Source organism: Bradyrhizobium sp. 521_C7_N1_3 (assembly GCF_052075975.1).
GTDB classification, from domain to species: Bacteria; Pseudomonadota; Alphaproteobacteria; order Rhizobiales; family Xanthobacteraceae; genus Bradyrhizobium; species Bradyrhizobium japonicum.
In genome coordinates this window covers 8,172,824-8,192,656 of sequence record NZ_CP197232.1, presented here as the reverse complement: position 1 = coordinate 8,192,656, position 19,833 = coordinate 8,172,824, and the positions used below count along the sequence as shown (strand labels likewise).

At 65.9% G+C, this 19,833-nt stretch carries 17 protein-coding genes and 1 other RNA gene; 13 read left to right on the top strand and 5 right to left on the bottom strand.

All coding sequences use genetic code 11. From position 1 onward, the window contains the following. Positions 1-283: 283 nt before the first annotated feature. The 3 genes from AB7008_RS38520 (at position 284) to AB7008_RS38510 (ending at position 4,918) form a co-directional block, all read left to right on the top strand. Positions 284-2,083: an ABC transporter ATP-binding protein gene (locus AB7008_RS38520; RefSeq protein ID WP_441260487.1), complete on the top strand. Its 1,800-nt coding sequence runs from the start codon at positions 284-286 to the stop codon at positions 2,081-2,083. A 57-nt stretch (positions 2,084-2,140) separates the two neighbouring features. Continuing rightward, positions 2,141-3,547: an MATE family efflux transporter gene (locus AB7008_RS38515; RefSeq protein WP_441260486.1), complete on the top strand. Its 1,407-nt coding sequence runs from the start codon at positions 2,141-2,143 to the stop codon at positions 3,545-3,547. A gap of 90 nt (positions 3,548-3,637) precedes the next feature. Further along, a complete protein-coding gene (locus AB7008_RS38510) occupies positions 3,638-4,918 on the top strand; it encodes an O-antigen ligase family protein (RefSeq protein ID WP_441260485.1) in 1,281 nt (426 codons plus the stop codon). Here the strand turns inward: AB7008_RS38510 and AB7008_RS38505 are convergent. Continuing rightward, on the bottom strand, positions 4,915-5,658 hold the full coding sequence (locus tag AB7008_RS38505; protein WP_071910378.1) for a sulfite exporter TauE/SafE family protein: 744 nt from the start codon (positions 5,656-5,658) through the stop codon (positions 4,915-4,917). The two genes, AB7008_RS38510 and AB7008_RS38505, sit on opposite strands and share 4 nt — an antisense overlap. 231 nt (positions 5,659-5,889) lie before the next feature. Between AB7008_RS38505 and AB7008_RS38500 the strand changes: the two genes are divergently transcribed. Beyond that, on the top strand, positions 5,890-6,156 hold the full coding sequence (locus AB7008_RS38500; protein WP_441260484.1) for a hypothetical protein: 267 nt from the start codon (positions 5,890-5,892) through the stop codon (positions 6,154-6,156). 1 nt (position 6,157) lies between these two features. On the opposite strand, the gene AB7008_RS38495 is transcribed toward AB7008_RS38500, so the two are convergent. Then, positions 6,158-7,528, bottom strand: a complete 1,371-nt coding sequence (locus tag AB7008_RS38495) for a PLP-dependent aminotransferase family protein (protein WP_441260483.1) — start codon at positions 7,526-7,528, stop codon at positions 6,158-6,160. 49 nt (positions 7,529-7,577) lie between these two features. Between AB7008_RS38495 and AB7008_RS38490 the strand changes: the two genes are divergently transcribed. Both AB7008_RS38490 and AB7008_RS38485 read left to right on the top strand, forming a co-directional pair. Continuing rightward, entirely contained in the window at positions 7,578-8,036 is a 459-nt protein-coding gene (locus tag AB7008_RS38490; RefSeq protein ID WP_080584009.1) for a DUF983 domain-containing protein, read from the top strand. A gap of 72 nt (positions 8,037-8,108) precedes the next feature. Then, positions 8,109-8,822: an alpha/beta fold hydrolase gene (locus tag AB7008_RS38485; protein WP_304491092.1), complete on the top strand. Its 714-nt coding sequence runs from the start codon at positions 8,109-8,111 to the stop codon at positions 8,820-8,822. A gap of 251 nt (positions 8,823-9,073) precedes the next feature. Here the strand turns inward: AB7008_RS38485 and rnpB are convergent. Further along, positions 9,074-9,552: RNase P RNA component class A (rnpB, locus tag AB7008_RS38480), an RNA gene on the bottom strand. A gap of 149 nt (positions 9,553-9,701) precedes the next feature. Here rnpB and AB7008_RS38475 point away from each other — a divergent pair. Next, complete coding sequence (locus tag AB7008_RS38475) at positions 9,702-10,055, top strand: YciI family protein (protein WP_441260482.1); 354 nt, start codon at positions 9,702-9,704, stop codon at positions 10,053-10,055. Beyond that, the gene (locus AB7008_RS38470; RefSeq protein WP_441260481.1) at positions 10,052-11,287 is read left to right on the top strand and encodes an RNA polymerase sigma factor; all 1,236 of its coding nucleotides are present in this window, start codon (positions 10,052-10,054) and stop codon (positions 11,285-11,287) included. The genes AB7008_RS38475 and AB7008_RS38470 overlap by 4 nt, the downstream gene beginning before the upstream one ends. Here AB7008_RS38470 and AB7008_RS38465 read toward each other — a convergent pair. Both AB7008_RS38465 and AB7008_RS38460 read right to left on the bottom strand, forming a co-directional pair. Next, positions 11,284-12,306, bottom strand: coding sequence for a D-cysteine desulfhydrase family protein (locus tag AB7008_RS38465; RefSeq protein WP_248879443.1), 1,023 nt, complete (start codon positions 12,304-12,306; stop codon positions 11,284-11,286). The two genes, AB7008_RS38470 and AB7008_RS38465, sit on opposite strands and share 4 nt — an antisense overlap. Before the next feature lie 127 nt (positions 12,307-12,433). Beyond that, entirely contained in the window at positions 12,434-13,297 is an 864-nt protein-coding gene (locus tag AB7008_RS38460; protein ID WP_441260480.1) for an N-acetylmuramoyl-L-alanine amidase, read from the bottom strand. A gap of 430 nt (positions 13,298-13,727) precedes the next feature. On the opposite strand from AB7008_RS38460, the gene rsmH reads away from it, so the two are divergent. The 5 genes from rsmH to AB7008_RS38435 all read left to right on the top strand — a co-directional run bounded on the left by rsmH (position 13,728) and on the right by AB7008_RS38435 (position 19,797). Beyond that, positions 13,728-14,717, top strand: a complete 990-nt coding sequence (gene rsmH / locus AB7008_RS38455) for a 16S rRNA (cytosine(1402)-N(4))-methyltransferase RsmH (RefSeq protein ID WP_441260479.1) — start codon at positions 13,728-13,730, stop codon at positions 14,715-14,717. A 3-nt stretch (positions 14,718-14,720) separates the two neighbouring features. Beyond that, entirely contained in the window at positions 14,721-15,113 is a 393-nt protein-coding gene (ftsL, locus tag AB7008_RS38450; RefSeq protein ID WP_014492951.1) for a cell division protein FtsL, read from the top strand. Continuing rightward, positions 15,110-16,864: a peptidoglycan D,D-transpeptidase FtsI family protein gene (locus AB7008_RS38445; RefSeq protein ID WP_028156366.1), complete on the top strand. Its 1,755-nt coding sequence runs from the start codon at positions 15,110-15,112 to the stop codon at positions 16,862-16,864. Before ftsL ends, AB7008_RS38445 begins: the two co-directional genes overlap by 4 nt. A gap of 84 nt (positions 16,865-16,948) precedes the next feature. Beyond that, positions 16,949-18,421 (top strand): UDP-N-acetylmuramoyl-L-alanyl-D-glutamate--2,6-diaminopimelate ligase, encoded by a 1,473-nt coding sequence (locus AB7008_RS38440; protein WP_441260478.1) that lies wholly within the window; start codon positions 16,949-16,951, stop codon positions 18,419-18,421. After that, a complete protein-coding gene (locus AB7008_RS38435) occupies positions 18,418-19,797 on the top strand; it encodes a UDP-N-acetylmuramoyl-tripeptide--D-alanyl-D-alanine ligase (RefSeq protein ID WP_441260477.1) in 1,380 nt (459 codons plus the stop codon). The genes AB7008_RS38440 and AB7008_RS38435 overlap by 4 nt, the downstream gene beginning before the upstream one ends. Positions 19,798-19,833 lie beyond the last annotated feature (36 nt).

The window sequence follows — 19,833 nt, the reverse complement described above, 5'->3', positions numbered from 1 at the left end:
AGCGGAAGCGGCACATCTATAAAGCGCACCTCATTCATTCGAGCCGGGGAGAGATTTGCATGACTATTTCGCTTTCGCAGATCGCACGCCCGTGCTCGATGATGTTCTGGCTCGGTGTGTGCTCGACCTCCTAGAGGTCATTTCAGCCAGCTTCGATTGGGCACCAGATCCCGATCGCCAAACTTCCCAAGTCAAAGCCAATTTCAGCTGACGCCGTCTCGGCCCTTGCGGCCGGCCTGCGTCCATCGATGGAGCCGGCGCGCCAAAGCGGCCGGATAACGTCATGACCGCTCTGTCAAAAAAGCCCGCGGCGATACGCGTGGTGCTGCCCTTCGTATTCCGGCACTGGCTGAAGCAGCCCGGACGCGGCCTGATCGTGGCGGGCGGCCTGCTGGGCGCGACCATCGCCGACCTGTTCATGCCGGTATTCTCAGGACACCTGGTCGATGCGCTGACGCGCGGCGCGTCCGATCCCGACGCGCGCCGCGCGGCGCTGGTTGCGTTCGGCGCCATCGTCGCGCTCGGTGCGGCGTCCGTGGTGCTGAGGTTGATCGGTCTCCAGGCGATCGTCCCGTTCACGCTCAAGATCATGTCGGATGTCGCCCAGGAGGCCTTCACGCGCGTCCAGCGCTTCTCGACCGACTGGCACGCCAATTCCTTTGCCGGCTCCACGGTGCGCAAGATCACCCGCGGCATGTGGGCGCTCGACCTGCTCAACGACACCATCCTGATGGCGTTGGCGCCGTCTCTGCTGGTGTTGATCGGCTCCATGGTCCTGATCGGCCTGCACTGGGCGTCGCTCGGCGCGGTGATCGCGGTGGGAGCGCTTTTCTACGTCGCCATCACCGTGCTGTTCTCGACGCGCTACATCGCGCCGGCCGCGCGCGTCTCCAACGCCTGGGACACCAAGGTCGGCGGCACGCTGGCGGACGCGCTGACCTGCAACGCCGTGGTGAAATCCTTCGGCGCGGAAGCGCGCGAGGATACGCGGCTCGGCCGCGTCATCAATCGCTGGCGCGTGCGCGTGCGGCGGACCTGGTTTCGCTACAACTACACGGCCATGGCGCAGCTCTCGCTGCTGCTATGTCTGCGTGCGTCCGTGATCGGCGGCTCGGTGCTGCTGTGGATGTCCGGGCACGCCTCGCCCGGCGACGTCACCTATGTGCTGACGAGCTACTACGTCATCCACGCCTATCTGCGTGACGTCGGCATGCACATCAACAACCTCCAGCGCTCGGTCAACGACATGGATGAATTGGTGGCGATCCATGGCGAGCCGATCGGGATCGCCGATGCGGCCAGTGCGCGACCGATCGCGATCGAGGCCGGCGAGATCGTGTTCGACGACGTCACGTTCCACTATGGCGGCCATCGCGCGCCACTGTATGACGGACTGTCGGTTACGATCCGCGCCGGCGAGCGCGTCGGCCTGGTCGGCCGCTCCGGCTCCGGCAAGACGACCTTCGTCAAGCTGGTGCAGCGGCTCTACGACGTCTCCGGTGGTCGCGTGCTGATCGACGGGCAGGACATCGCGCTCGCTACGCAGCAATCACTGCGCAGCCAGATCGCGATCGTGCAGCAGGAGCCGATCCTGTTCCACCGCACGCTTGCGGAGAACATCGCCTATGGCCGGCCCGGTGCCAGCGCGGAGGCGATCGAGCACGCGGCGCGGCTTGCGAATGCGCACGACTTCATCCTGCGCCTGCCGAAGGGCTACGGCACGCTGGTTGGCGAGCGCGGCGTGAAGCTGTCGGGCGGCGAGCGGCAGCGCGTGGCGCTGGCGCGCGCCTTCCTGGCGGACGCGCCGGTGCTGATCCTGGACGAGGCGACGTCGAGCCTCGATTCGGAATCGGAGGCGCTGATCCAGCAGGCGATGGAGCGGCTGATGAAGGGCCGCACCTCGATCGTGATCGCGCACCGGCTGTCGACGGTGCGCAGCCTCGATCGGATCCTGGTGTTCGACCGCGGCGAGATCGTCGAGCAAGGTACCCATGCCAAGCTCGCGGGCAAGCCAGGGGGCATCTATCGCGGTCTGTTCGAGCGCCAGGTGGTGGAGCTCGGGCGCATCGCGGCGGCGGAATGAGAGGCGCGCGGCAGCGGGACGCAAGTCCCGCGGTCACGCCTTTAAGGATGGAATGAAATGAAGGACCTGACGCGCGGCTCCATCGTGAGCCATATCCTGAGCATGGCACCTCCGATCGTGGTCGGAATGATCACGATCATGATCTGTCAGCTCGTCGATCTGTATTTCGTCTCGGGTCTGGGCGAGGCGGCGATCGCCGGCGTCGCGGCGGCCGGCAATGCGGGCTTTCTGGTCAATGCGCTGATGCAGGTGCTCGGCGTCGGTACGGTTGCGCTGATGGCGCACGCCGTGGGGCGGAAGGACCGCGGCGACGCCAATCTGGTCTTCAACCAGTCGGTCGTCCTGTCGGTGCTGTTCGGGATCCTGACATTGGTCGCGGGCTTCGCGCTGTCGCGCCCTTACATGCGCGCGGTTGCAGCCGACGAAGCTACGGTCGAAGCCGGTACCGTTTATCTGCTCTGGTTCATGCCGGCGCTGGCGCTGCAATTCGCCACGCAAGTGATGGCGTCCGCATTGCGGGCGACCGGCATCGTGCGACCGAGCATGGTGGTGCAGGCGCTTGCCGTGGTCATCAACATCGCGCTGGCGCCGGTGCTGATCACGGGCTGGGGCACCGGACATGCGCTAGGTGTCGCCGGTGCCGGCCTTGCCAGTTCGATCGCCGTCTTCGTCGGCGTGCTGATGCTGCTCGGCTATTTCCTCAAGCTGGAGCGCTACGTCGCGTTTCACCCCGAGCAATGGCGGCCGCAGCTGCTGCAGTGGAAGAGAATTCTCAATGTCGGCCTGCCCGCGGGCGGGGAATTCGCGATGGTCTTCATCATCATGGGCGTGGGCTATTACGTGCTGAGCGTTTTTGGCCCGGCGGCGCAGGCGGGGTTTGGTATCGGGACGCGTCTCCTCGGGCTGATCCAGATGCCGGCGCTCGCCATCGCCCTCGCTGCAGGGCCCATCGCCGGCCAGAATTTCGGCGCCGGCAATGGCGCACGTGTGCGGGAGACCTTTGTCAAGGCGTCGCTTATCGCGACCGCCGTGATGATTGTCTTCATGATCCTCGCGCAGTTCGCGCCCGGTCTGTTGCTTGCCGGCTTCTCCAGGGATCAGGAGACGATGGCGGTTGCGTCGCTGTTTCTGCACCTCGTCTCGCTCAACATGGTGGCGCAGGGGCTGATCTTTACCTGCTCCAGCATGTTTCAGGGGCTTGGCAACACCAAGCCGGTGCTGTGGACGTCGGCGATGCGGGTCGTCACCTATTCCCTGCCGTCGATCTGGCTCTCGACGTGGCCGGGCTTCCGGATGGAGCATGTCTGGTATTTGTCGATCGCGACGACCCCGCTACAGGCCGCCCTGAGCGTGTGGCTGTTGCTCCGGGAGTTCAGAAAGCGCCTTGCGCTGCCGGCACAGGAGGAGATCGCGAAGCCGGCAAATCCCGAGCCGGTTGTGCCTCCCATGCGCGAGCCCGCGTAGCAGATCGAACGGACGCGCGCTTGTCGCCCACCCACGGCTCCGGCTAGTTTGCCGCGCCGTGGGTGGGCTGCGAATCTACTGGGAACAGGAATGACCGAGGTGTTGAACGAGCAGGGACGCGCGTCCTGGCTCTCCGCGATCTGGGCGGCGCGCTACCGCACACCGGCCCGCTTTGTTGCGCTGGTCGCGTTGCTGCTGCCCTGGAGCACCACCGGCGTGACTTTTGCGCTCGTGCCTTGGCTGATCGCCTTTGCTTTCATCGACCTTCGCGAGTTCCCGCGCTCGCTGCTGCGCCCGATCTGCCTGCTGCCGATCGCGCTGTTCGTGCTGGCGCTCGTCGGCACGCTCTGGTCGGTTGCGCCCTGGGCCGAGCGGCTGCACGCGCTCGGGCCGCCGGCAAAACTGCTGGTGATCCCGCTGCTGATCTACCAGTTCGAGCGCTGGCCCTACGGCAAATGGGTTTTTGCGGCGTTCCTGGTCTCCTGCGCGGTGCTCATGCTGTATTCCTTCGCTGTCGCGATCGATCCCAGGCTCTCGCTAAAGCTCTATCTGTCGCGCGGGCCTTACCAGGTCGAGAGCGGGATTGCCGTGCGTAACTATATCGACCAAAGCCAGGAATTCGCGCTCTGTGCGATCGCGCTGGTGTACCCGATCGTGACGCTGGTCCAGCAGGGCCGCGTTCGGATCGCGGCGTTGTTCGCCGTATTGGCGCTCGGCTTCCTCGCCAACATGATGTTCGTCGTGGTCTCGCGCACGGCGCTGGTGACGCTGCCGGTCCTGCTCGTGGTGTTTGCACTGCTGCATCTGCGCTGGCGGGCGGCGCTCGTCGCCGGCGCTGCGACGGCGTTGATCGCCGTAGCGCTCTGGGCCGTCTCGCCGCATCTGCGCGCGACCGTCGGCAAGTTCCAGAGCGACTATGAAAGGAGCCTGGAGGCCGACAACAATTCGATCAGCGGCATGGGCTCGCGTCTCGAATACTGGCGGAAGTCCCTCGGGTTCATCGCCGACGCGCCGCTGATCGGGCACGGCACCGGTTCGATCCGCGGTCTGTTCGCCGGCGTGGCCGCCAATCCGCACGACGACCCGCTGCGCGGCGAGATCGTCAGCAACCCGCATAATCAGACCCTCAGCAATGCCTTGCAGTGGGGCGTCGTCGGCGTGCTGATCCTCTACGCGCTATGGATCGCGCACCTCTTGATGTTTCGCGGCGAGGGTCTGGCCTGCTGGATCGGCATGCTGGTCGTGGTGCAGAACATGCTGTCCTCACTGCTCAACACGCATCTGTTCGATTTCACCTCGGGCTGGATCTACGTGCTCGGTGTCGGCGTCGCCGGCGGCATGGCGCTCGCCGCGAGGAGAGCATCGAGCTAGAGCGCGGCAATACTGTTCCAGACGAGGGTGAGGCCCGACAGGAACAACAGGCCGAGCACGACGTCGCCAAAATGCTTGTCGTTCAACGCGTGATAGACGCGGGCGCCGGCCCACGCGCCGATCAGCGTGCCCGGAAAGGCCACCAGCGCGAGCCAGACCACTTTGAATTCGACGAGACCTGATGCCGTCTGCAACACCAGCGCGGTCGCGAGCACGGTGAAATTGAAGAGCTGGAAAATGCCGCGCCGCTCGTGCTTGTTCCAGCCGCGGATATTGGCCCAGAGGATCGGCAGCGGCCCGGACAATCCGGCGAGGCCGCCGAGAATGCCGCCGGCAAAGCCGATCGCGCCGTCGGCAATGCGGCCACCGAACGTCACGGCGAGGGGCCTCTTGTTGAGATAGAGAGCGGTCGAAAAGATCAGGATCAGCACGCCGACGCTCAGCTTGAACACTTTTGGATCGGCGGAGGCGATCAGCATGGTGCCGAGCGGCACGCCGATCAGGCCCCCGATCAGGAACGGCCAGACCAGCGACAGGTCGAAACTCTTCCACATCGACGGCAATGTCGAGGTCTGCGCGATCACCGAGCAGATCAGCACCAGGGGGACCGCGAGCGAGGGCGGCAGGACGTAGAGCCAGATGCCGAGCGCCATCAGCGCGGTCCCGAAGCCGGCCAGCCCCGAGACGAAGCCGCCGGCCAGCGCGCCGAACAGCAGCAGCGCATAAGTGAGCGTTTCCAACAGATTGTCCTTGTCGCAATGGGCGATCCCGAACTGTTGATCGCCACCGCCCGCATAGCACGGCTGCGGCCGTGCAGGTCAATTCCAAAACCGCACGCAAGCGTGATCCCCAACCGCGGGCATTCGCCAATGGCAGGCCTACATGACGATCATACTTCAATCCGGGGGCCTGCCCGACGCCATGATGCGCGCTCATTGGATTTTCCCCGAACGAGATGACGGAGAACGACCATGACCCGCACGAAGATTGCCGTTGCCGCCGCGCTGCTGTCTGCGGCGGCCCTGATCCCGACAATGGCGCAGGCGCAGTTCTCCGAACCCGCGGCCTATCAGGCCGCACACCCTGATCGTGACGTGCTGAACGGTGGCCAGCTCACGCCTGCGGGCAGAGCGGCGCAAGGGCTGCAGGGAGTGCCGAGCGATGCCTTCGCATCGCAGGCCTATCCGTCACCTGTTGCGCCGGTCGTCCGCCCGCGTCATCGCCGTCACCACAATTGATCTAGACGATCTGTCTGGTGTCGGCGGGCCTGTGCAGCGCGCCGACCAGGATGCGCAGCGCCTCGGTCAATTCGGCCCTGTTGCGCGCGGCGCCGAGCGAGACGCGTGCTGCATGCGGCGGTGTTCCGTCCACCGTGAAGGCATCGCCGGCGACGACTGCGAGACCATTCCGCAAGAGATGAGCCGCGACATCAGGACGGCCATCCGGCAGCCGCAGCCAGAGATGATGGGCGGCGGGCTTGGCCAGGAACTGAATGCCTTTCAGCGCGCGCTGCGCAAGCTGCTGGCGGCCGATCGCCTCGTTGCGGATGGCGGTGATGATGCGATCGGCGATGCCGTTCTCGATCCAATGCGTCACCAGCGCGACCATCAGCGGCGCCGGCATCTGCACGGTGGCCTGCAAGCCGGCACGCATGTCCCGCTGCGCGGCGTTGTCGGGCGTCACGAGATAGGCGACACGCAGCGCCGGCGCGATGCACTTCGACAGCGTGGTCGCGAGATAGGTCCGCTCCGGAATGAGGTTTGCGATCGGCGCTGCCGAACGGTCGAGCAGCCCGTAGGCATCGTCCTCGATCAGAATCGTATCGGCATCGCTGATGATCTTGGCGATGGCGCTGCGCCGTTCGGCGGAAAGCGTCGCGGTGGTCGGATTGTGCAGCGTCGGAATGAGATAGACGGCCTTCGGCCCGTGCGCGCGACAGGCCTTCGCCAGCGCATCGGGCAGGATGCCGCCGTCATCCATGGCGACACCGATGAGCTTGACGCCGAGCCGCGCCGCGGCGGCCTTGATGCCGGGGAAGGTGAGCGCTTCCGTCAGCACGACGTCGCCGGGCCGCGCGAGATGCGCGAGCAGGTTGAACAGGATCGTCTGCGTGCCGGGAAAGATCACGAGCCTGTCGGCGTGCGCGTGCGGAACGCGTGCACGCATCCAGCGCGCCGCGACCTCGCGCTCATGCGCGCTGCCGCCGGGCGGCTGATAGTTGAGATGCGCCGTCAGGCCCGATTGCGCGCGGATGGCTTCCATCCCGGCAATGATCCGCTCGTCGAGCTGCGCTTCCAGCGGATGTGGCGGCACGTTCATCGAGAGGTCGATCGCGACCGGATGCGGCAGGTCGACCGCGCGGCGCGCGCTGGTCTCGGATACAAATGAGCCTTGTCCGACACGGGCTTCCATGATGCCGCGGCGCCGCGCCTCGGTGTAGGCACGTGTCACCGTGGTGAGGTCGATGCCGAGGGCCTTGGCCAGCGCGCGCTGCGTCGGCAGCTGCTGGCCGCGCACCAGCCGGCCCGCGGCGATGTCGGCCTCCATGGCCTCGACGATGCGCTGGTAGCGCGGCCCGCTCAGCTCCGAGATTGTAGGGGTCCAATCCATGCAATTTAGGCCCATATCCTTTGAATGTATGGATGCAAGATATTATTGTATGGATCAACGAAAAGGAAGAGGTGCTGTCATGGCAACCGGTTCAGTCTCTCTCACGAAGGCGATGTGGCGCGGCTTCTTGGGCAAGTGCCCGAACTGCGGCGAAGGACACATGTTCGGCCGTTTCCTGAAGGTCGCCGACAGCTGCGACCATTGCGGCGAGGAGCTGTTTCACCAGCGCGCAGATGACTTCCCGGCCTATCTGGTGATGGTCGTGGTTGGCCATCTCGTGGTGCCGGCGATCCTCGCGGTCGAGACGGCCTATGCGCCGGCGGTCTGGCTGCAACTGGCCGTGTGGCTGCCGGTGACGCTGTTCGCTTCGCTCGCGCTGCTGCAGCCGACCAAGGGCGCCATCGTTGGCCTGCAATGGCAGATCGGCATGCATGGCTTTGAGGCGGGCAAGCTGCGGCGTGAGGCCGTCGCGCCCGTCCTCGTGAAGGCAAACACCCGCGCGGCCTGAGAGGCCGCAGCGTTTACATCGCGCGCGCGGCCGCTACACTCCATCGTACAAACAAGAACGATGGAAACGCCGATGGCCGCACGCGCGAGGACTTTTCTGCTCTGTCATGGCGCATGGTCCGGCGGATGGGCCTGGAAGAAGATGCATCCGCTGATGGCGCAGGCCGGTCACCGCCTGGTGGCGCCGACCTACACCGGGCTCGGCGAGCGCGCGCATCTCGCCAGTTCCGCGATCGATCTCGAGACGCATATCCGGGACATCCTCAACGTCATCAAGTTCGAGGACCTCAACGATATCGTGCTGCTCGGCCACAGCTATGGCGGCATGGTCGCGACCGGTGTCGCCGATCGCGCGCGCGAGCGCGTCACGCAACTGATCTATCTCGACGCCTTCGTGCCGCGTGACGGCCAGTCGCTGTTCGATCTCAATGAAGGCGGCCGCGAGCCGATGCGCAAGGCGGCTGCCGCGGGCGACGGCTACCGCATCCCGCCGAATCCGCCGCCGCCGGATACGCCGCAGGCCGATCTCGACTGGCTCAATGCGCGCCGCATCAACATGCCGATCAAATGTTTCGAGACGAGGCTCAAGCTCGAACAGGGCGAGCCGGCGATGCCGCGCAGCTACATCTATTGCAAGCGCATTCCGCCGGGCGATGTGTTCGGGCAGTTCGCGAAGCGCACGAAGAGCGAGGAGGGCTGGCGCTATTTCGAGCTCGATGCGAGTCATGCGCCGAACGTGACGGCGCCCGAGGCTTTGATGGCGGTGTTGGAGAAGATTGTGGCCTGACCCACAGCCGTCATTCCGGGGCTCGCGAAGCGAGAGCCCGGAATCCATCAGGCGGCAGAGTCGGTGGATGAATGGATTCCGGGTTCGCGACTTCGTCGCGCCCCGGAATGACACCATTTGAATGGCTGCGCGCTGGTGCCTCAAAATGGTGAGGGGTCCGATGCGCTAGCACCGAACCCCTCGTCACTTTCTTAGCAAGACGCGTTTTCTCTACACGAACCGGAAGACCACTTCGCTCGAAAACGCTTTAGAATATCAGCCGGCCTGTAAGCCGGGTTCTGTAAGGCACCGTCCGCTTGCGCGAACGATACGTGACGGCCATTCCTCTGGGACCATATTTGCACATGGCCTCGAGCAACCTACCCGGACGGCGGGCCTGACATCGCCCCGCGGCGTTATCGCTTGCGCGAACAGCCCGCTACGCCGTCCCTATTCGGTTTTGCTCCCGGTGGGGTTTACCATGCCGGCTCCGTTGCCGGAGCCGCGGTGCGCTCTTACCGCACCTTTTCACCCTTACCCGTCTACGCAGCTTGCGCTGCTACGACGTGGCAAGCCCGGCGGGCCTGCCTCGCCGAAGCCCAAAGGGCGAAGGCGGGCGGTTCGTTCTCTGTGGCACTTTCCCTGGGGTTGCCCCCGCCGGACGTTATCCGGCACCGTATGTCAAGGGAGCCCGGACTTTCCTCCCCGGCGGCCTTTCGGCACCTGCCGGAGCGGCCGTCCGGCCGACTGACGGGGTACGCATGGAGCATTTGTGACGGTTCCGTCAAGCCGATATCGACGGGCAAGCTCTGGCCAAATAATTTATCCTGAAGATGTCGTTGGGAGCGTGCGCCGTTCGACTGGATGTCGGCAATCCAGCCGGACAACAGGAGTTAAGCGATGCAGTACCTGCTGCTGATCTACCGGAACGAAGCGGAACTGAGCAAGATGAGCCCCGAGGCCCGCCAGAAGATGTCGGCGGAGTACGGCACCTATACGCAGTCCATCGTCCAGAGTGGGCATTTCAAGGCCGGCGACGGTCTTCAGCCGACGAGCACGGCGACGACCGTGCGCGTGCGCGACGGGAAGACTCTCACGACCGATGGCCCGTTCGCAGAAACGCGTGAGCAGCTCGGCGGCTATTATCTGGTCGAAGCCAAGGATATCGACGCAGCGATCACGCTCGCCGCGGGCATTCCCGGGGCGAAGGACGGCTCGATCGAGATCCGGCCGGTCATGATCTACAACAAGTGATCTCTTCGGCCGACATCGCGGCGATCTTCCGCGACGAGGCGGGGCGGGCGCTGGCCACGCTGATCCGCCTCGTCGGTGATTTCGATCTCGCCGAGGACGCGCTCCAGGATGCCTTTGCGGTGGCACTGGAGCGCTGGCCGGCGTGCGAGGTCCCCGACAATCCGCGCGCCTGGCTGGTCAATGTCGCCAGGCACAAGGCGATCGATCGGATCCGCCGCCAGATCGCCTTTCGCGGCAAGCAGCAGGCGCTCGTGCATGAGCTCGAGCTGAACGCGCAGGCGCCCGACGAGCCAAAGGCGGTGCTCGACGACGACATACTGCGGCTGATCTTCACCTGCTGCCATCCGGCGTTCGCACCGGAGGTTCAGGTCGCGTTGACGCTGCGCACCGTCTGCGGGCTCTCGGCCGCGCAGGTCGCGCGCGCCTTTCTCGTCAGCGAGGAGGCGATGGCGCAGCGCCTCGTCCGCGCCAAGCAGAAGATTAGGCTCGCCGGCATTCCTTATGAAGTGCCCGAGCGCGCCGCGATGGCGCCGCGGCTCGATGGCGTGCTCGCGGTGATCTATCTGGTCTTCACCGAAGGCTATGTCGCAACCGAGGGTGCGGATTTGATGCGGCCCGATCTCGCCGCGGAGGCCATCCGGCTCGGCCGCCTGCTCGACCGGCTGATGCCTGATCGAAGCAGCATCAAGGGCCTCCTGGCCCTGATGCTGCTTCATGATGCGCGCCGCGCCGGGCGCGAGACGCCGGCCGGCGACATCGTGTTGCTGGAAGAGCAGGACCGCTCGCTCTGGGATCGCGCGCAGATCGGGGCCGGCCTGCGGCTGGTGGACGATGCGCTGCGCGTGCCCGGCCCGCCGCAAGCTTATGCGGTGCAGGCCGCGATCGCCGCGCTGCATGCACGTGCGCCGAGTTTTGAGCAGACCGACTGGCCGCAGATCGCTGGACTCTATGAGGTGCTGCTGCGCATCAGTCCGTCTCCGGTGATCGAGCTCAACCACGCCGCGGCGGTGTCGATGGTCGACGGTCCGGGGCGCGCGCTCGATCTCGTCGATGCGACCGCCGCGCGCGGCGGGCTTCATGGCTATGAGCTGTTGCCGGCGGTGCGTGCCGATCTGCTGCGACGGCTCGGCCGCAAGGACGAGGCGCGCGAGGCATATCGCGCAGCGACGGAGGCGACGCAGCTTGAGCCGTTGCGGCGGCTCTATGCGCGGCGGATGCGGGAGCTTGGTTAGATACCGAGCGCACTCTGGTAGGCGAAGAGGGCGGGCGCGCCGCCCGTGTGCAGGAAGATGACGTCCTCGTCGTTGCGCCAGCGCCCCTGGCGGATCATCGTGATCAGTCCGGCGAGCCCTTTTCCCGAATAAACCGGGTCGAGCACGAGGGCCTCCGATCGTCCCGCAAGCTTGATCGCTTCGATCGTGGCTTGGTGCGGCACGCCGTAGGCGGGGCCGGCATGACCGGCGACCACTTCGACCATGGCCTCGTCGAAGTCCGCGCCAAGCAGATCCGCCGCTTGCCGTGCAAGGGCGACCACGTCGGCGCGCACCCGCACTGGCTCGGCATCAATATCGATCCCGACGATTTTCGTGCCCGGCATTGCAATGGTCGCGCCGACGACAAGACCGGCCTGCGTGCCGGCGCTTCCGGTGCAATGGACGATTGCGGCGGGCTTGAAGCCGGCCAGCGCCGCCTGCTGCTCGATTTCGGCGATCGTGGTGGCATAGGCGACCGCGCCCAGCGGATTCGAAACGCCGTAGGGCACGAAATACGGCTTGCGTCCCGACGCCTGGAGATCGTCGCCGAGCTTGCGGATGGCCGCATTGCGGTCGCCGGTCCAGGGAACGTCGTGCAGGTGAGCGCCGAACAGCCGATTGAGAAAGGCGTTGCCGGAGGTCTCGTATTCCGGCGTCGGCGGCGCGAGCCGGCCGTGATAGACGGCAAGATGACAGGCCAGCCCGAGCTTTGCGGCAACCGCCGCGACCTGCCGCTGGCTGTTCGATTGCACGACGCCGCCCGAGACGATGGTGTCGGCGCCTTTTGAGATGGCATCGTGCAGGACGTAATCGAGCTTGCGCAGCTTGTTGCCGCCGAAGCCGAGCCCGGTCGCATCGTCGCGCTTGATCCACAGTCGCGGCCCGCCGAGATGGGCCGTCAGACGCTTCATCGGCTCGAGTGGCGTGGGAAGGTCGGCGAGGCCCAGGCGCGGAAAAGCCGCGAGGCGGTCGATCAACAGCTTGCGATCAATCGGCATGGTATCGTCCGTCCAGCTCGCGCGCGATCGTGAGAGAATAGCCTGCCGCTCGCGATGAGAGAGACAGTCGTACGATCACATTCAGGCGAACCGCGGAAGTGTCCTCATCGAAGCAAACGCAAAAACGTCACTTCGATGCGACGACCGTCGCATCCGGCGGCAAGCTCGCCAGCAGCGCCTGCAAGGTCGACAGTGTCGAATGATCCGCGACACCATCCAGCCGCGCTGGGCGGAAATGGCGCTGGAAGGCGGTCACGACTTCCATCGTCGCGGCATCGTATTTGCCGGTCAGCGGCACGCCGTAGCCGTATCGGGCGAGCGCCTGCTGCAGGCTCAGCACCTCGTCGCTGATGGCGCCGAGCATCAGGCTCTCGCCGCGCACGACCGGCGCGGGCGTCACCCAGTGTCCGACGCCGGAATTGGCCAGCGAATGCCACGGAAATTTCTCGCCGGGATCCTTCTTGCGCGCGGGCGCGACGTCGGAATGGCCGAGCACCCGATGCGCGGCCACCTTGCGGCGAAGCATGATGCCGCGGCACAGCGTGATCACGGCGGCGATCTGGCGCAGCGGATATTCCGGATAACCCCAGTCATGGCCGCGATTGATGATCTCGATGCCGATCGAGCAGGAGTTGATGTCGTCCTCGCCGGCCCAGGACGAGACGCCCGCGTGCCAGGCGCGCTTGGTCTCGGGCACGCATTGCACGATGCGGCCGTCCTCCAGCACGACGTAGTGCGCCGACACTTCGGTGCCCGCCGTGCACAGCCGCGCCAGCGCGCCTTCGACGTCGGGCATGCCGGTGTAGTGCAGCACGATCATATCCGGCTGCCGTCCCTTGTTGCGATCGCCATGGTTGGGCGAAGGGATGATGTCGGAGACGATCGAGGAATCCGGCTCGAACGTCCGCGTGTTCGCAGCGGCCTTGGGAACCGGGAGAACGCGTTGACGCTTCGAATCAGATCCAGACGGCGTGGAAGGACCGGACGGCATAGACAGCTCAAGTCGGACAAAGAGTGGGCCAAGCCCTTCTCTTTACTATTCCTTTACCCTCCGCCGCACGCAATCGCGCGGCGCGGTTAACGGATGCATTTTGGCGCATGTGTGTGTATGGAGCATCACCGACGCGTCACCTTTTCGACTTGTAACGAGCCGATCAACGCTTTCTTAACGCTAAGGGCCGTTACTGAGGATTGAAGAGCCGACCCGCGTCCGGAGGCGGCCAAAGCGTATTTTGGCTCGAAATCCCATGGCTGCCCGACAAATTCCACTGGGACCTCTGGGTTTGCGGCCCGGGATGACCGGGCTCGGTAACCATGCTGGACGAAGGTTGGGTCGTGGAACCGCCGCGACGCGGAATTATTCGAGGCGTTATGGACTCGCTCGTCCCAGATCTCGCATGGACGCTCTGCGGGTGTGGCGCATGAGTTCGGTTCCGCACATCCCCGTTCTCGGCCGTGAGGCGGTCGATCATCTCGCACCGCGCGCGGGTGGGATCTATATCGACGCCACTTTCGGCGCCGGCGGCTACAGCCGCGCCATTCTCGACGTGCCGGGAACCCGCCTGATTGCGATCGATCGCGACCGCACGGCAATCGCCGGCGGGGCCGAGCTCGTCGAACGCTCCGCGGGCCGGCTGACGCTGGTCGAGGACCGCTTCTCCAATCTCGCCGAGGTCTGTGCGGCGCAAGGCGTCGATGCCGTCGACGGCGTCGTGATGGATGTCGGGGTCTCCTCGATGCAGCTCGACCAGGCCGGTCGCGGCTTCTCTTTCCGTCTGGACGGTCCGCTCGACATGCGGATGGGGCAGGCGGGGCCGACGGCGGCCGACATCGTCGCGCGCGCCTCGGAGAGCGATCTCGCCGACATCATCTATCTCTTTGGTGAGGAGCGGCAGTCGCGCCGCATCGCCCGCGCCATCGTCGCCGACCGGGAGGAGACGCCGTTCACGACAACGCGCGCGCTCGCCGATCTCGTCGGCCGGGTCGTGCGCTCAAAACCCGGCGATATTCATCCGGCGACGCGAACGTTCCAGGCCCTGCGCATCTTCGTCAATGAAGAGCTCGAGGAGCTCCAGACCGCGCTCGCTGCGGCCGAGCGCGTGCTCAGGCCGGACGGCCGCCTCGTGGTGGTTTCGTTCCATTCGCTGGAAGATCGCATCGTCAAGAACTTCCTCGCCGAGCGTTCGAAGACCGGCGGTGGCTCGCGGCATCTGCCGGAAGTGGCGCAAGTCCCGCCGAGCTTCCAGTTGCTGACGCGCCGGCCGGTGATCGCCGGCGAAGAGGAGGTCGCCCATAACCCGCGCGCGCGTTCCGCAAAACTGCGTGCCGCCGAGCGTACCTCCGCGCCCGCGCACGACGCCGGCGAGACCTCGTCCTGGCCAAAGCTCGCCGACGTGATGAGGGGTGGCTAGCGCATGCGCTTCATCCACCTCCTCGTCATCGGCGCGCTGATCTTCGCGGCGGCCTATGTTTACCGGATCAAGATGGACTCCACGGCGCGCACCGAAAAGGTGCTGCGGCTCCATGCGGAGATCCGCGAGCAGCGCGATGCGATCGCGGCGCTGCGCTCCGAATGGGCCAAGCTCGATGCGCCCTTGCGTCTGCAGGGCCTGTCCGACCGGCATCTGCCGCTCAAGCCGGTTAACGGCACGCAATATGACTCGCTGAAGAACCTGCCGGAGCGTCCGCCGCGGATGTTCAGGCCGGGCGAGCCGGATCCGATCGGGGCCATGCTCAACACTATCGAAGCCGCGAGCGATCCGGATACGGTGACGGGCTCCGTGCCTCAGCCCGAGGACAAGCAATGAGCGCTGTGACCCCGGCCAAGCCAACTCAAAAGCCGACCGAGCCCTGGCGGCAGCGGCTGATCCGCAGCCTGCTCTACGGGCGCAACGTTGACCGCGCCGCGAAGGCGCGCGCGCGCGTTGGCCTCGCGATGCTCGCCTTTACCTCGGTCTACGTCCTGATCGGCGGCCGGCTCGTGATGTTCGCGATCGGTGCCGACGCCCACAGCGCGCGCCGTGCTGCCGCGCAAGAGGTGGTCGCGACCGCGCGGCCCGACATCGTCGACCGCAACGGCGCGATCCTCGCGACCGACGTCAAGGCGGCGAGCCTGTTCGGCGAGCCGCGCCGCATCATCGACAAGGACGAGGCGATCGAGCTTCTCACCGCCACCGTGCCCGACCTCGACGAGGCCGAGGTGCGCGAGCGCCTGTCGGGGCGAAAAGGTTTCGTCTGGCTCAAGCGCGAGGTCACGGCGAAGCAGCAGCAGGACATCCACAAGCTCGGCATTCCCGGCATCGGTTTCCTGCGCGAGAACAAGCGCGTCTATCCGACCGGCAACGAGGTCGCCCACCTCATCGGTCTCGTCAATATCGACAACCAGGGCATCGCCGGCATGGAGAAGTGGCTCGACAATCAAGGGCTTGCCGATCTCCACCGCGCGGGCTTTGCCACCGACCGGCTGCAGAAGCCGATCGAGCTCTCGATCGATCTGCGCGTCGAGCACGCGCTGCGCGACGAGCTCTTGAAGGCCAAGGAGAAGTACCACACCAAGGCCGCGTCCGGCATCGTCTCGAATGTCAAGACCGGCGAGATCGTGGCGATGGTCTCGCTTCCGGACTTCGACCCGAACAATCCGAAGGAAGCGCACGACCCCGACCGCATCAACCGCCTGACCACGGGCGTCTACGAGATGGGCTCGACCTTCAAGGCGTTCACGCTGGCAATGGCGCTCGATTCCGGAAAGATCAATTTGAACTCGTCGTGGGATGCACGCGGCAACCTGCACTACGGCAAGTTCACCATCCACGACAGCCATCCGCTCGGGCGTTTCATCAACACCAAGGAAGTGTTCACCTACTCGTCCAACATCGGCGCTGCGCGGATCGCGCTCGGCCAGGGCGTCGAGGCGCACAAGGCGTTCCTCGCCAAGATGGGCCAGCTGACGCGGCTGCGCACGGAGCTACCGGAGAGCGCGGCTCCGCTGGTGCCGCGCCGCTGGGGCGAGCTGAATACGGTCACCATCGCGTTCGGCCAGGGCATGTCGGTGGCGCCGCTGCAAGCGGTGATGGGCATCAACGCACTGGTGAACGGCGGCTATTTGATTCCGCCGACCTTCATGAAGCGCAGCGAGTCCGAAGCGGCGGCGATGGCCAAGCGCGTCATCAAGCCGGAGACCAGCGACAAGATGCGGTTCCTGATGCGGCTCAACGCCGAAATCGGAACCGCCAAGACCGCTGACGTCAAGGGCTACTATGTCGGCGGCAAGACCGGCACGTCCGAGAAGGTCATCAACGGCCGCTATGCCAAGAAGCGCGTGCTCAACTCGTTCACCGCGATCATGCCCTGCGACGATCCGAAGTATCAGATCCTGATCATGCTGGACGAGCCGCAGGCGATTCCCGAAACGAAGGGTTTCATCACCTCGGGCTGGAACACGGTGCCGACCGGCGGCAAGGTGATCGAGCGGATCGCGCCGCTTCTGGGTGTCGAGCCACGGTTTGACCTGCCGCCGTCCGACCGCCTTATTCTTGCAGCATCCAGGACAACCCAGTAATCAACGGGGGAGGCCGTCGCCGCTGCTGAGTCGGGGCTTTTCCGAAGATTCGGCTTTCCGGCACGGCATGTCGACTGGAAGACCATGAAGCTGCGCGACCTCTTAGGTCAGGACGTTCCAGGCAATGATGCCGCAATCGAGCCCGCTGTCGCGGCGCTCGATGTGACCGGCGTTGCGCTCGACAGCCGTGTGGTCAGGTCCGGCGATCTCTTCTTCGCGCTCGCCGGCAGCAAAACCGACGGCGCGCGCTTCATCGATGCCGCGATTGCAGCAGGCGCGGTGGCGATCGTCGGCGACCATGCACCAGCGGCCAGCAAGGTGCCGTTCATCACGGTGGCCAATCCGCGCCGCGCGCTGGCGCTGGCCGCGGCCAAATTCTTCCCCGCACAGCCCGCGACCATTGCGGCGGTGACCGGCACCAGCGGTAAGACCTCGGTCGCCGCGTTCACGCGCCAGATCTGGGAGCGGCTGGGGCATGCCTCCGCCAGCATCGGCACCATCGGTCTCGTCTCGCCCAAGCGCACCGTCTACGGTTCGCTGACGACGCCGGATCCGATCGCGCTGCACCGGCAGCTCGATGAGATCGCGCGCGAAGGCGTGACGCATCTCGCCTTCGAGGCGTCCTCGCACGGGCTCGACCAGTACCGCCTCGACGGCGTCCGTGTCTCCGCCGGCGGCTTCACCAATCTCTCGCGCGACCACATGGATTACCATCCAACCGTCGCGCATTATCTCGCGGCAAAACTCCGGCTGTTCCGCGAGCTGGTCCCGGCGGATGGCGCGGCGGTGATCTCCGCCGACCATGATTGCTCGGCGGAGGCAATCAATGCGGCCAGGTCGCACGGCCTGCGCGTGATGGCGGTCGGCCGCAACGGTGACGGGGCAGGCGAGGGCATTCGTCTCGCCGGCGTCGAGGTCGAAGGTTTTTCGCAAGTGCTCGCGATCGAGCATCGTGGCAAGCGCTATGCGATCCGGTTGCCGCTGGTCGGCGAATTCCAGATCGAGAACGCGCTGGTGTCGGCCGGACTTGCGATCGGCACCGGCAGCGACGCCGCCAACGTGTTCGCGAGCCTCGAACATCTCGAAGGTGCCAAGGGACGCCTCGAACGCGTCGGCGAGCGCAATGGCGCGCCGATCTTCGTGGATTACGCGCACAAGCCCGATGCGCTGGCGAAGGCGCTGCAGGCGCTGCGTCCCTACGCCAGGCGCAGACTGGTCGTCGTGTTCGGTGCCGGCGGCGACCGCGATGTCGGCAAGCGCCCGATCATGGGCGAGATCGCGGCCGAGAACGCCGACCGCGTCATCATCACCGACGACAATCCGCGCAGCGAGAGGCCGGAAGCCATTCGCGCCGAAATCCTCGCGACTGCAAAAGGTGCCCGCGAGATCGGCGACCGCGCCGCGGCGATCCGCACCGCGATCGAGGAGTTGGAAGAAGGCGATGCGCTGCTCGTCGCCGGCAAGGGCCACGAGACCGGGCAGATCGTCGGCGGCGAGGTGCTGCCCTTCAGTGATCACGAGGCGGTCGCCGCCGCATTAGCGTCGAGGGATGCATGAGCGCGCCAATATGGACGGTTGCCGAAGTGGCGCGTTTGCTGGGCGCTGCGGGATCATTTCCGGACACGCCGATCGACTTCGTCACCCAGGACAGCCGCCTGGTGAAGCCGGGCAGCCTGTTCGTCGCCCTCAGCGGCACGCCGAGCGGCGGCTTCATCTCGGCCTTCGCCAGCGCGCGTGACGGCTGGGAGTTCGCCGACAAGGCGGAAGCGTCGGGCGCGGTGGCGATGATCGTGCCGCACGAGATCACCGGCATCCGCATTCCCCAGATCGTCGTCAAGGACACGCTGATCGACGGGCTCTGGGGCCTCGCACGTGCCGCACGCGCCCGTTTCAACGGACCGGTGATCGGGCTCACCGGCAGCGCGGGCAAGACCAGCACCAAGGAATTCCTCGCGGCCTACCCCGGCGCCTATGCCAGCCCGTCGAGCTTCAACAATTTCTGGGGCGTGCCGCTGACGCTGTGCAACGCCAAGCCCGATGCCAGCCTGTGGGTCGTCGAGATGGGCATGAACCAGCGAGGTGAGATCGCGCGGCTCAGCGAGCTGACGCGGCCGACCGTCGCGCTCGTCGTCAACGTCCAGCCCGTGCATCTGGAAAAGCTCGGCTCGCTCGAAGCCATCAGGCGCGAGAAGGTGTCGATCGCGCTCGGCCTGCCCGAGGATGGCGTGCTGGTTCTGCCCGCCGGGATCAAGGCGCCGGACTGGAAGGGCAAGGTGGTACGGTTCGGCGAGAAAGCCGAGGTGCACGAGGTCGCGCACGCGCCGCATGGCGAGAGCTGGCAGGTCGTGGCGGCGCTCGGCAAGAAGGAGATCGCCTTCAGCCTGACGCCGGGCGCGCCGCACCGCGTGCAGAACGCGCTCGCGGCGCTCGCCTCGATCCGCGCCGCGAACCTCGATGCGGCGACGCTCGCGATCAAGCTCGACCGGGTCGGCATCATGACCGGCCGCGGCGTCGAGCAGGCGATCGGCGGCGTCACCGTGATCGACGACAGCTTCAACGGCAATCCGGCCAGCGTGGCTGCCGCACTGCAAAGCCTCCAGGCGCGCAACGTGACCGGCGGCCGCCGCATTGCGGTGCTCGGCGACATGCTGGAACTGGGTGATGACGCACCGAGCTACCACACGGCCCTCGCCAAGCATCTCGACGGCATCGACGGCGTCTACTGCGTCGGTCCCCTGATGCGCCATCTTTACGACGTGTTGCCTGCGGGCAAGGGCCTGGGCTGGCACGACGACCCCGCCACGCTGAAGCCGGGCGAGGTCGCAAATCTGCTGAGGGCAGGCGATGTCGTGGTTGTCAAGGGCAGCAAGAAGATGTTCTGGGTCAACAAGTTTGTGCCGGGCCTAGTGGCCGCCTTGCAGGCAAAGGCGTAAACTGCTTGGAAGGCGCAGTTCCCGAATCCCACCCTT